Origin of the sequence: Algoriphagus formosus (genome assembly GCF_002807035.1) — a bacterium.
GTDB classification, from domain to species: Bacteria; Bacteroidota; Bacteroidia; order Cytophagales; family Cyclobacteriaceae; genus Algoriphagus; species Algoriphagus formosus.
In genome coordinates this window covers 494,881-507,602 of record NZ_NIUC01000002.1, presented here as the reverse complement: position 1 = coordinate 507,602, position 12,722 = coordinate 494,881, and the positions used below count along the sequence as shown (strand labels likewise).

Genomic DNA, 12,722 nt, shown 5'->3' with positions numbered 1-12,722 from the left:
AGCTCCCAAATTAGGACAATTAAATTGAATCAACCTAAAATTAAAGTATTATGAAAAAATCTTTGATAGGTCTTTTTTGTTCGGCCGCTTTATTTTCGATTCCTTTTATACCTCAATCTAATGCAGATGAATGGCCTACCAAAGCCTGTAGGCTGACTGTTGTAAGTGATGAAGAGGCAAATATGGAATGCGTGGGTAATGGAATGGTTTGCTCTTCAGTTTTCGATTGCTTTGGTATTTTTAAACCAGGGATGGGGTGAAAATAATTGATTCTTGCCAATTTAATTTGAAGGTGATTGTGGTTATCTGCAGTTGCTTTTTTTCATGTGGTTCAGAAAAATTCGAAGTAGCTCCATCTGAATTTTATGAAGTTGCAATCACAGATTTTAATTATGACACGCTTCAATTAAAAATTGATAGCCTTACCGTTATTCCGCAAAATAGTCAATTAATACAAGGAGACAGCGCACTGTTTGTTTTTAATAAATCTATCTCATCCCTTGAATTTTATAATCTTCATACTTCTGAATTTTCTCGAGTGAGACTTGAGGTGGATGGACCAAATGGAATTGGTGGGACAACTGGGCTATATTACATATCGAAAGATACGATAATTGGTGCCAGAGTAAATCAGCTGATTTTCCTAAATTCTGAGGGAAAGGTTTTCAAAAGGTTAGAAATAAGCTTAGACGATCTTGGAATGTACCCTGATATCATGGTTCAGGGTACTAAGCCAGTTATAAAAAGAGGAGATAGTCTAATTTTTGGGCTTTTCCCTCATTTAGATCCTCACAACGGTGATCACCTTTCAAATTGGAAATCATTTGTTGAAATAGACTTGAAAAGTGGTGTGGCATCAAGTTTTGGGGATTTGCCAAAAGAAATGATTGATAACGTCTATGGCATTAATTTCATGAATTTTTCATTTGTTATGAATCAGAATGAGGAATTGGTGATTTCCTTTACTCCATTGAAAGATTTGTTTAAGATCGACTTGAATTCAAAAGAAAGAAACCTCGAACGAATCCCCTTAAAAAGCCCCAATTTTTCAAATGCGGAAAAATTGCCGGATGAGGATAATAACGAAATGCGTTATGTCATGAGGCATTACCTATTTCAACCAAGCTTTGATGCCTTATTTTTTGACGGTGAAAGTTATCTACGTGTTTTACAGGAACCAATCTCAGAGGGTGAGTTTGAGTCCATGTCATGGGCAAAGAAAAAAACTCTTATTATTTATAATGATCAGTTTGAAGCAATTTATAGTCGTGAATTTAACTCTAAGTCTTTGAGCTATAATATGATATTCCCCTATAAGAAGGGTTATCTAGGAAGAATTACTTCAAAAAGTGAGGAACATTTTCAATTTCTTTCCATTCAAAAAAATGAGTAAAAGAACCTTATTTTTCACATTGCTGATTTTCAGCTTAATTTCTTGTAAGACTAGTGATAATGAGGTCTTGAGTAAAAAGATCGAGTTTTTCTTTAGTTCAATAACGGAATCAAACATTGAGGACACTGAATACCTTTTGGTCGTTCCGATTGATAAGGGTTGCGGATTTTGTGTTTCTAAGGTCGTGGAATTTGCAAGAGTTTTCGAAATTCCCGAAAATCTGAGGATTGTTTTTAGTTCTGGGGATGAAACGGTTCTAAACAATTTTTTAACAGAGAATTCCCTTAAAAATAAAAAACATGTGATTCTTGATTCAAAAAACTATTTTTTTCTTAATGAATTGATTTTTTTAAAACCAACAATTTTTCAGAAATCAGACAATGAGTGGATTCCCATTGAATTAGTTCCTGTTAACGTTGAAGATCTGCTATTTGAGCATTTTATAAATTTACCCTCAAGACCACATTTACAGGAATTTTATGATTTTGTGGCTAGTGGTGAGGTCAGTGAAATCGAAGAGCAAGGAAACAAAGTGTTTCTTCGTTTTAAATCATCAATGGGATTTGGTATTGACTCTTCTTTAAATATTGATAAATCAGTTTATGAAGGATTTGGATCTAGTTTGGTCGAGGGCTCGCTTATTTTGAAAGAACCAAGGTCCTTTTACTTTTTTGAATACTTGCTTTTAGATAGCATGTCGGCTCGAGCATTTAGGAAGGTAGCGGAATTCAACGATTAATAATGTCAAGTACTATTCTCAAAAAGAGTATTGTTCCCCTGTCCTTAAAAAAGAAGTTAATAGAGCTAATAGAATATTCAGGATTAGGGTCAAATTGTTCCGATATCAGATTTAAGTGCTAAAAGGTTAGGTAATTGAACTTAAGCTTCTTTGCTGGGGCTGAATAATTAAATTTGTGTTGATATGCAGACCAAAGCCTTCTCCTACTTATTTTCTATCTCCTACTTTGGAGCCCGCTACAAGGGCTGGGCTATCCAAAAAGGACAGCCCACCATTCAGGGGAAATTAGAGCGTGTGCTGAAATTCGTTTTGGGGAATGATGATTTCAGCTTGTTGGGTGGAAGCCGGACAGACTCCGGGGTGAGTTGCAAGCAGGGGTACTTTCAGCTTTTTCTTTCTGATAAAAATGACTTTGCTGAGGAAACCGTATCCGCCATCAATGAAAACCTAGGAGGAGAAATACAGATTCAATTCATGGGGCCTGTTCGCCGGGATTTTAATTTGATCAAAGCCTCAAAAAGGAAGGTTTATCGCTATTTTTTCACTGACTCCACCGACACTCCCGCTTTGCATACTGCTTGGCTTCAGCTAGTTTTCGAAAAGCTTGATTTGGGTAAAATGAATAAAGCCGCCAAAGTATTTGTAGGGAAACATGATTTCAGCGCTTTTTGCACACCATCGCCTACCAAGACGGATTTCGAGCGGGAAATTTCACGATGTCAGATTTTGCTGGCAGATGAGATTCCATACAAAAATCTAACTGATCCGGTGTACTACCTAGAAGTGGTAGGAACAGGCTTTTTGCACCATCAAGTCCGGAAAATGATGCGGGCCATTTGGTATGTAGGCTCAGGGCATTGGGATTTGTCCGAAATCGAAAATAGACTAAACAGGCCTTCAGAAGACTGGGAAAAAATCCCTCCGGCGCCGGCATTGGGTTTGGTTTTGTGGAGTACGGTGTTGGATGTTTGAGTTGATAATTAACTGTCCTTCCATTTGTAAGAAAAGGGGTTGAAAGGTTGGAAAGTTGTAAAGTTTCGGACTTCAACTTTACAACTTTCAGAATCCTTCACTTTCCAACCCAATTTTACCTACCTTTGCACTCCAAATTTGAAGCGAATTCTGTGAAAGCGAGAACATTAAAGAAAGACAAAGTCAATATTATCACCATGGGTTGCTCCAAAAACCTGGTGGATTCCGAAGTCCTTTTGACGCAGTTGAAAGGAAACGGGATCAATGCCAGTCATGAGTCTAATTCCGATGATAATAACATCGTCATCATCAATACTTGCGGTTTTATCGATAATGCCAAGCAAGAATCCATCGATACCATCCTTCAATATGTGGATGCGAAGGAGCGAGGCTTGGTAGAAAAAGTCTATGTGACGGGCTGTCTTTCTCAGCGCTACAAGGATGACCTGGAAAAAGAGATTCCTCAGGTGGATGCCTTTTTTGGGACGCGGGATTTGCCTGCCATTTTGAAAAAATTTAAGGCGGACTACAAGCATGAGCTGGTAGGAGAGCGATTATTGACGCATAATGCGCATTATGCCTACATGAAGATTTCTGAAGGCTGTGATCGGCCTTGCTCCTTCTGTGCGATCCCGCTGATGCGAGGAGGACATGTATCTCGACCGATTGAGGAATTGGTCAAAGAAGCACAGCATAAAGCAGCAAATGGCACCAAAGAGCTACTTTTGATCGCTCAGGATTCGACCTATTACGGATTAGATTTGTACAAAAAGCGGAATCTTGCCGAATTGCTGAGACAGCTATCAGATGTGGAAGGGATCGACTGGATTCGTCTGCACTATGCTTATCCTACCGGATTTCCGATGGATGTGATCGAGGTGATGAAAGAGCGATCCAATATTTGCAACTACTTGGATATTCCTTTGCAGCACGGTTCGACCGATGTTTTGAAAGCGATGCGCCGTGGAACCACCCGAGAAAAGCAGGAGGAACTGATCTACAGAATTCGTGAAATGATTCCTGAAATAGCCATCCGTACTACCTTGATTGCAGGGCATCCCGGTGAAGGTGAAAAAGAATTCCAGGAGATGGTAGATTTTGTGGAGCGAATGAAATTTGAGCGATTGGGTGTGTTTACCTATTCTCATGAGGAAAATACCCATGCTTTTGGAATGGAGGACAAGCTTTCTCAGGAAGAAAAGCAAGAACGAGCCAACCATCTGATGGAAGTACAGGAGCAAATTTCCTATGATCTGAATCAGGAGAAAGTTGGAAAGACCTTCAAGACCCTAATCGATAAAAAAGAAGGAGGGTACTTTGTGGGGCGTACCGAATTTGACTCGGTGGAGGTGGACAATGAGGTACTGATAGACGCTTCCAAGCATTATTGTAGAGTAGGTGACTTTGTGCAAGCTAAAGTCACTGAGGCGACGGAGTTTGATTTATATGCGACTGTGGTATAAGAAGGGTTTAAATATGAGAAATTAGCTTAATAATTATTCATTTAATATTTAACAGAAGGTAAAAGTTAAATAAAAATGACTTCCGTAATTAAAAGCCTTGGATAGTTCTTTTTTTTTATTTTGTTTGGAGCAGTTAAAATTAATTCAACCAAAAAATCAAAAAAAATTAGTTTTTATGTCTGCTTTTACTATTCTGTTTTCAGCACCTTTTTTCGTTGGTGCCCAAGAAGTAGAAGAGCCTGGTTTTGGGGAGCCAACTTTAAGAAAAATGTATTGTAATTCTCAAAAAACCTATTATGCCTGCAAGTACCTCTCTGAAGGGGAAGACTGTCCGCTTTCAGGTACTACTACTTGTTATTAAGATGTTTTCAATTTAGAACTATTCTAGGGGAGGTGTATAGCCTCCCCAATTAATTATGAGAGCTTTATTTAATGTACTTTCTATTTTTATACTCCTTTCATGTCAATCTAAATCTGAAAAGAAAGACGCTACAAATTTGAATTTTGAGGTAATGGGCTACGATTTAGCAGGAGCTGGCCATTTAATTTTTGACAGACCTCATCATATTTTGAATGACACCTTGTTTAGTTTTGATTCTTATCAAAAAACAATTATCAAAACTCCATTGAATGGAGATAAAGAACAAGCGCTTAGCTTGAACTTTAGTTTTGATTCAGAACCTTATACTTTTTTTTATATAAATTCGGATTCAATCATTTTTTCAACGGGAAGCATGTTGTTTATGACCGATGATGAGGGGGAACAATTTCATTCTGTAAAGCTTTTTGAAAATCTCGAAAAAATCGCATATGATGTTTACACAGAATATCCTTTTGATGGATTTTCTCCTCATTTATTTTATGATAAGAACTCAAAATCAATACTTTACTATTTTGCTAAAAAGAGTCAAGTTGAAAGGCGAAAAGTCTTTGCTAGCGTAAAAATTAATGACGGTGAATGGAATAGTGTTAATTCCTATCATCCAGAAGAGTATAGAAATGTTCCGTTGAATTATACTACTTATCCAAGTTTAACATGGAGTCCCGATGGATTTAGTTTTATATATTCAATTAATCCATCCATTGTCAAAGTAGATACGATAACTCAAATACAGAGTGAACATAGGATTAAAAGTTTTGAAGGTGAGCAAGTAGCAGAACCTCAGACAAATAGGGGGGATTGGTCATCTGAGTATTTTGAAAATTGGGTTTTGACTTCTCCAAATTACCTGAAACTGATTTATGATCCTTTTAGAAAAGTTTATTACAGGTTTTCTCAAGCTCCCTTGAATAAGTTTCCTGTTAATGGAGAGTACTACTATGATTTCCTTGTTGAGAATAGAGAGTTATATCTCACAGTTTTGGATGACGATTTTAGAATTCTCTTAAACCATCAATTGCCACGAGGCCAGTATGATCCAACCAAAAGTTTTGTGTTTTCCAAAGGTTTGTGGATACCTAAAGACATTTCCATTGTACCTGATGAGGAAAAACTTTATGGTGACTTATTTCTCATAAAATTTTAGACCCAAGTTTTTTTGATTACAAATAAGGATAAACAGAAAAAAATCCTGATTACCCTTAATACTCTTGTTCCATAAACTGAATTCTCAAGTTTGGATAATTTTTAGAGTTCCACCTACTGCAAAAGCAGGATAAACATGGGACTTCACTTACTTTTTGCCCTTTAAAGTTAATCTGCTTTTCCGAAAGCAGATTTTCTAAGTCCAGTCCGATCAAAATCGGAGGAGAAATAAGACAACGGAGAATATCGAATGAAGGAAGTATTGCTTTAGTGGGAGAATCCTGCTTCTGGAGAAGCAGGATAACAAGCAGCTTGGAAATTGGGGATTGTTGTGCTGCTTTTCCGAAAGCAGCACCGTTAATATAGTCTTTACTCTACTACTTTTTGAGAGCAGAATTTTATACTATTTTTGGTTAAGTTTTTTCAAAAATCATGAAGCCTTTCCAAGTTTCAGATCAAAACGCTGTCTACTTTTTGACCTTAACTATTGAAGGTTGGGTCGACGTTTTTACACGCAAAGAATATAAGCTAGAGATAGTGGATTCTTTGAATTTTTGTGTAGAACGAAAAGGGTTGGAAATCTACAGTTGGTGTTTAATGTCTAATCACTTGCACCTCTTATGTAGGTCCAAGGAAGCATTCAGACTTTCCGACACTTTTCAGGATTTTAAGAAATTTACTGCAAAGAGAATTTTAAATAGTTTGGAGAAAGAAAGTATAGAACCCAGAGCCAAGTGGATGTTAGAGTACTTCAAGAAGCGGAGTCAATCTCAAGGTAGGATTTCAAACTATAAATTCTGGAAGGATGGGCTTCATGCGATCTTGGTTGAATCTTCAATTTTTTTTGAGCAAAAGCTCCATTATATCCACCAAAATCCAGTGGAAGCAATGATTGTGGAGCAGGAAGAAGAATATATGTTTAGCTCTGCAAGAGATTATGCTGGAAGAAAAGGATTAGTGAGAATCGAATTATATTGAACTAAGAGGAAAAACCCTGCTTCTCCAGAAGCAGGATAACTAAAATTGGGTTGTGCTGCTTTTCCGAAAGCAGATTTTCTAAGTCCAGTCCGATCAAAATCTGAGGAGAAGCAGTATAGCGCTGAATCTTTCTATCCAGCCAAAAGGCAGATATTTTTGCGTTTGTCTGGGGTTTTCATGAGTTCATCGATATTTTTTTAGGATCTTCATGCTTTGTGGCAATTTGAGTTCATAACCAACTCAAACGATTTATCATGAAAAGATTCAGAGCTTATTTAGCTGTAGGAGGACTCCTAGTTTTACTCAATTCCTGTGTCTATTCCCTTTTTCCAATTTACACGGAGGAGACACTAGTTTTTATCCCCGAGCTAGTCGGACGATGGCAGTTGCCAGAGGAAGATGGGGATTATATTGAATTTACTAGCCTGTCAGAAGAGGAGGATGTGGTGGTCAGTTCTGCAGACTCATCTACGGATGGACCTCAAGAAAAGTATACCGATTCAGTCGCTATTGGTGATATGACCATCCGCTATAATGCGTCAGATGGCATAAAAGTAAATGGCAAAATGATTTACAATCAGGATAGTATTCGAATGTATTATCAAGAGATTGCCAAAAAGACAGTCACCGATCCAGATAAATCTTTTTCAGAGATGGGAGAAGTAGTAGACGCTTTGGGAAAAACCTTCGCTGCTTTGGGAAATACCGTAGAAGCCGTTTCCAAGGTCAGCAAGCGATCCAATAGCGTCAAAGGTACAGCTTACTCTAATTTTAAGGAAAGCTACCGAGTCACTGTGATGGACAATGGAAAATTGATCGAATACATCGGTCATGTGGCGAAAATTGGGAAAGATTATTTCTTGGATATTTTTCCACTTGCCGAATATTCTGATGATGGATTTGGATCCAATGTCTTACCAGTTCATACCTTTTTGAAGCTTCGTCTAAATGGACAAAAACTGGTGCTAACTCCCTTCGATTTGGAAAAGCTTAACCGTCTTTTTGAAAGCAATCTTATCCGACTCAGACATGAAAATGTAGATGGTACCGTATTGATCACGGCCCAGCCCAGAGAGATTCAGAAGTTTCTCGAGCGCTATTCGGAAGATGAGACGGTATTTGAGGATGCGGATATTTACGAAAGGATAGATTCATGAAGGGTATTCGAACAATTTTAGGAAAGAAATGGATTCAGCATGGAGCTTTTTGGGTCCTATCCATTTACGCCATCGGGAGCTATTTTTCCATAGCCAGCCTCTTCAAGTTTATCGACTTTTTCTACTCGCTGCTGTTTCACGTTCCTTTGGTGTTTTTGGTCTACGTGAATTTGAGGGTCTTGATTCCACGATTCCTTGAAAGGGAAAAGTACCTGCTCTACTTTGCCAGTATTCCTTTGCTTCTTTTGGCAAGCTATGGGATACATGAACTGACCTTCGAGGTGCTTTTCCCCTTGATGGATTCAGATTATTACATGGTCTCATTTACAGAGTGGCAGATTTTGATTTTCATATTTATCATCTATCTGGTTTTGACCACCTTGATCAAGCTTTCCAAGTCATGGTATAAGCTTCAGGAGGTAGAAAAAGAGAATCTTTCCCTCGAGCTAAATTCCCTGAAAACCCAGATCAATCCACATTTCCTGTTTAATAGCCTGAATAGTATTTACTCTCAGGCTTTGGGAAAAAGTGAGCAGACAGCAGAGACGGTATTGGAGCTTTCTAATCTACTTCGCTACATGCTCTATGAAGTAAGTGAAGAAAAAGTACCACTCTCCAAAGAGGTGGAAATGCTTGAGAATTATATAGAATTGCAAAAGCTACGATTGGATGATCATTCCCGGGTTGATTTTTCAGTCAAAGGAGAATTAGCGTCTGCCAAAGTGGCGCCCTTGCTTTTCTTTCCTTTGGTAGAAAATGCCTTCAAGCATGGAATGAAAGGGGAAACTCAAGCCGGCTTTGTTCAAATCGAACTAAGCGTAAGTGATCAAATAATATTTGAGGTAAGGAATAACTTGGGAAAAGTAGATGATATGGAAAAGGGTAGGTATGGAGGGATAGGCTTAGAAAATGTCCAGAGAAGGCTGGAGTTGATTTATCCAGGGACGCATGAACTAAAGGTGGAAAAGAGTACTCAGGAGTTTTTCGTTAAATTGATTTTATCATGATCAAGTGCGCTATAATCGATGATGAACCTTTAAGCCGAGATATTTTAAGACAATTTATCGAGGATCATCCGGACCTGATTCTGACTGCTGAATATAAGGATGCCTTGGAGGCTATTTCGGGGCTTGAGAAGCAGTCGGTGGATCTATTGCTCTTGGACATCAATATGCCCAAGCTTTCAGGTGTCAATTTTTATAAATCGCTTCGCGAAAAGCCCTTGGTGATATTCACCACGGCGTATCCTGAATTTGCCTTGGAGGGTTTTGAATTGGATGCGGTCGATTACCTGATGAAGCCCATCGCTTTTGATCGCTTTTTGCAGGCGATCCAAAAGGTGAAAAATCGCCTCAAAACTTCATCTGAAGAAATGCCGGAGCACATCATGCTAAAGGTAGATAAGAAGCTTTATCGAGCCGCTTTTGATGATATCTTATATTTAGAAGCATTTGGAGATTATGCGAAGGTTCATTTGCTGAGTCAGGTACTGATTATCACATCGACCATGAAAAGACTGGAGGCAGAGCTTCCTTCAGAGCTTTTCGTCCGGACGCATAAGTCATTTATTATCAATTTTTCCAAAGTGGAATTTATAGAAGGAAACCAGGTGAAAATTGGGAGCGAAATGATTCCTATTGGTTTACGGTATCGGGAGGCCGTTTTGGGGAAATTGAAATAGGTATAAAAGTGTGCTACACTGCACAGGAAAGTCTCCAGCTCCGATACCAACCGGAGGAAAAGCAGTCCATTAACTAGATAATGATAATCATCCTAGTTTGTCGATTTCTTTCTCCAACCTTTTTTCCAAAATAACAGTTAAATTCTATCATGATAATACTGACTTTTCTGATTTTCAGCATCCTATCACCCATTCAGGATCTTGATACGGGTTATTATTATTTTGGAACTACCAATTATCTAGGCTCAGGGTTGGTAGGTCCTGAAGGAAAAGAAGGTGAGTGGAAGGTTTATGAAAAAGTGAATCCAGAGCCTGATGCAAAACCAAGCTTACAGTCCGCCAACAAGAACATCCTATTGACGGAATTTGACTCTAAACCCAAATACAGCGTTTCCTTTCAAAATGATGAGCCCAACGGTCCGTTAAAGGAGTTTTTTGAAGATGGACAAATCAAAACTTTGAGTAATTATCAGGATGGAAAAATGCATGGTGAGCATATTGTGTATTTCGAAAATGGTGAAATATCAACTTTGGGTTATTTCGAGGATGGTGAAAAAACTGGGGATTGGAAGGAGTTTTTTCCTGAAGGCCAACTCAGTAAGACCTATTCATATAAACTTGGTTCTTTAGACGGTTTGGTGGAGAGCTATTACCCCGATGGGAAAATCAAGTGGTTTTTTATGAATCAAGAGGGTGAACTCAATGGAGATTATGCATACTTCAATCCAGATGGATCCTTCTTGGAAAAAGGGTCATACCAATCAGGAGCTCTTGATGGAGAGTTTATTCTGTATTATCCTGACCATTCTATCAAGATTCAGGGAGAGTTTCTAGCAGGAAAACAGCATGGGCTTTGGAAGAGCTATGATGAAAATGGAAACCTAGTATTTGAAGGCCAGTTTGAGAACGGATTAGCAAATGGGAGCCTGACTGAGAGCTTAGATTTAGTACCTCAGTATGTGCGGAGAGGATCTGTTTTGGCCGGAGAAAAGGAAGGAGAGTGGTTGGTATTAAATTCTGATGGGGAGGTGGTCCAAAAGGAGTATTATCAGGGAGGTAAGCTCATGACCCTCAGTGATTTTCAAATTGGAGACCAATTTCTTCCAGGGAATAAGGTAAAAAATGGGAAAGGCAAGCGAGTATTTTTTGATGAATCGGGAAATAAAGTTGCTGAAGGTAGAATTCAATCTGGCTTTAGGAATGGTGTCTGGTACCATTATTACCCCGGAACAAATCAAATCATGAGCTCCGGCAAATATATCCGAACCGAAAAAGTGGGGTTATGGACTTTTTATACCATTGAGGGAGATTTTTTGGAAGAAAAGGACTTTGGGGTTTTAAACAGCAGAGTAGGACGATCGCTTCCTCAGAATAGTATCGGGAACTCCTTTAATTCAACTATTATGGATCAAACTTCAAGGATGAATAGTCAGGTCTACTGGTCTCAGTTTGGTATTTTTAGATAAGGTAATTCCTAATTTTCCAAATGCTTCTACTCAGAGGCAACATAAATTTCGCCTCCCAGATACTTTTTGCCCTTTGACTGCCTTTCCCTAATTTAGCCGATCTAAAATCACCCGAATGAAGCTAGTAGAAGTCACCACACCTGCCCATCAGAGAGAGTTTATCGAGATGGCTGTTAGGCTTTACAAAAACGAGAAAAACTGGATCCGTCCCCTTGATAAAGATATCGAAGGACTTTTTCATTCTGAGACGAATAAGCTTTTTCGAAATGGCGCCAAAGCGAAGCGTTGGCTGCTTCAGGATGAAAAAGGGCAGACAATCGGTCGAATTGCGGCCTTTATCAATCCAAAGATGAAAGAAAAGCAACCGACTGGCGGAGTGGGTTTCTTTGAGTGCATCGATAATCAGGAGGCGGCTTTTATGCTTTTTGATATAGCAAAAGATTGGCTGCAAAGCGAAGGGATGGAAGCTATGGATGGGCCAATAAACTTTGGAGAGCGGGACAAATGGTGGGGACTACTCGTGGATGGATTTTCCGAGCCGAATTATAATATGCCTTGGAATTTTCCTTACTATCAGAAGTTTTTCGAAGACTATGGGTTCAAACTGTATTTCAAGCAGTTTACCTACATGCGACCGGTTCAGGATGTGGGATTTGATGCAAAAATGATCAAGCGTGCCAATGCAGTGATCGATAATCCTGATTATTCTTTCCGATATATCAAGGGAAAAGAGCTTCAGGAGAAGGCGCCGGAATATTTTATGACGGTTTACAATAAAGCTTGGGCGCGTCACATGGGGAAGTCCATTGCGCTTAAGGAAGCCAAGTTGATGTTTGGGAAAATGAAACCCATCATCGATCCTCGTTTGATTTACTTCGCATTTTACAAAGGCGAGCCAGTAGGATTCTTCATTCAAATACCGGAGATCAATCAGATTTTCAAGCATGTCAATGGGAAAATGGATTTGATCGGAAAGCTGAAGTTTCTTTGGTACAAGACCTTTTCCCCACCCAATAAAATGCTCGGTTTGGTATTTGGGGTGGTGCCCGAGCATCAAAGCAAGGGCGTAGAAAGTGCCATGATTATCAGCTATGATAAAATGAGTAACAGTCCCAAATTTCCATACAAAACCATCGAGATGAACTGGATTGGGGATTTCAACCCAAAGATGATGCGCGTTTGTGAGCAGTTGCTAGCAGAGATATACAAAACACATCATACGTATCGGTATTTGTTTGATCGGGAAAAGCCCTTTGAAAGACACCCGATATTTGATTAAAAAATGTCCGATGCCAGATGTCGGATGTCCGATGTCAGGCTGAGCAGAGTAGAAGCTTTATCTTACTTA

Annotated in this window: 13 protein-coding genes; all 13 read left to right on the top strand. The window is 38.9% G+C overall.

The features are described from left to right. The first annotated feature begins 50 nt into the window (after positions 1–50). The 13 genes from CDH51_RS08280 to CDH51_RS08220 all read left to right on the top strand — a co-directional run bounded on the left by CDH51_RS08280 (position 51) and on the right by CDH51_RS08220 (position 12,653). Positions 51–260, top strand: coding sequence for a hypothetical protein (locus CDH51_RS08280; protein ID WP_024284838.1), 210 nt, complete (start codon positions 51–53; stop codon positions 258–260). Beyond that, positions 257–1,393 carry a DUF4221 family protein gene (locus tag CDH51_RS08275; protein ID WP_100628203.1) on the top strand — a complete coding sequence of 379 codons (1,137 nt, stop codon included), beginning with the start codon at positions 257–259 and terminating at the stop codon, positions 1,391–1,393. The genes CDH51_RS08280 and CDH51_RS08275 overlap by 4 nt, the downstream gene beginning before the upstream one ends. Then, positions 1,386–2,132, top strand: a complete 747-nt coding sequence (locus CDH51_RS08270; protein ID WP_100628202.1) for a hypothetical protein — start codon at positions 1,386–1,388, stop codon at positions 2,130–2,132. Before CDH51_RS08275 ends, CDH51_RS08270 begins: the two co-directional genes overlap by 8 nt. 183 nt (positions 2,133–2,315) lie before the next feature. Next, a complete protein-coding gene (locus tag CDH51_RS08265) occupies positions 2,316–3,104 on the top strand; it encodes a pseudouridine synthase family protein (RefSeq protein ID WP_100628201.1) in 789 nt (262 codons plus the stop codon). A 152-nt stretch (positions 3,105–3,256) separates the two neighbouring features. Beyond that, on the top strand, positions 3,257–4,567 hold the full coding sequence (gene rimO, locus CDH51_RS08260; protein ID WP_100629385.1) for a 30S ribosomal protein S12 methylthiotransferase RimO: 1,311 nt from the start codon (positions 3,257–3,259) through the stop codon (positions 4,565–4,567). Between the two features lie 97 nt (positions 4,568–4,664). Further along, positions 4,665–4,928: a hypothetical protein gene (locus tag CDH51_RS08255; protein WP_157807075.1), complete on the top strand. Its 264-nt coding sequence runs from the start codon at positions 4,665–4,667 to the stop codon at positions 4,926–4,928. A 55-nt stretch (positions 4,929–4,983) separates the two neighbouring features. Then, on the top strand, positions 4,984–6,093 hold the full coding sequence (locus CDH51_RS08250; RefSeq protein ID WP_100628199.1) for a DUF4221 family protein: 1,110 nt from the start codon (positions 4,984–4,986) through the stop codon (positions 6,091–6,093). A gap of 431 nt (positions 6,094–6,524) precedes the next feature. Then, positions 6,525–7,070, top strand: a complete 546-nt coding sequence (locus CDH51_RS08245; RefSeq protein WP_100628198.1) for an REP-associated tyrosine transposase — start codon at positions 6,525–6,527, stop codon at positions 7,068–7,070. Positions 7,071–7,324: 254 nt separating this feature from the next. Beyond that, a complete protein-coding gene (locus CDH51_RS08240) occupies positions 7,325–8,227 on the top strand; it encodes a hypothetical protein (RefSeq protein WP_100628197.1) in 903 nt (300 codons plus the stop codon). After that, complete coding sequence (locus tag CDH51_RS08235) at positions 8,224–9,234, top strand: sensor histidine kinase (protein ID WP_100628196.1); 1,011 nt, start codon at positions 8,224–8,226, stop codon at positions 9,232–9,234. The genes CDH51_RS08240 and CDH51_RS08235 overlap by 4 nt, the downstream gene beginning before the upstream one ends. Next, a complete protein-coding gene (locus CDH51_RS08230) occupies positions 9,231–9,908 on the top strand; it encodes a LytR/AlgR family response regulator transcription factor (RefSeq protein WP_198514288.1) in 678 nt (225 codons plus the stop codon). Before CDH51_RS08235 ends, CDH51_RS08230 begins: the two co-directional genes overlap by 4 nt. A 149-nt stretch (positions 9,909–10,057) precedes the next feature. Further along, on the top strand, positions 10,058–11,374 hold the full coding sequence (locus tag CDH51_RS08225; RefSeq protein ID WP_100628195.1) for a toxin-antitoxin system YwqK family antitoxin: 1,317 nt from the start codon (positions 10,058–10,060) through the stop codon (positions 11,372–11,374). Positions 11,375–11,489: 115 nt separating this feature from the next. After that, the gene (locus CDH51_RS08220) at positions 11,490–12,653 is read left to right on the top strand and encodes a hypothetical protein (RefSeq protein WP_100628194.1); all 1,164 of its coding nucleotides are present in this window, start codon (positions 11,490–11,492) and stop codon (positions 12,651–12,653) included. Positions 12,654–12,722: the final 69 nt, after the last annotated feature.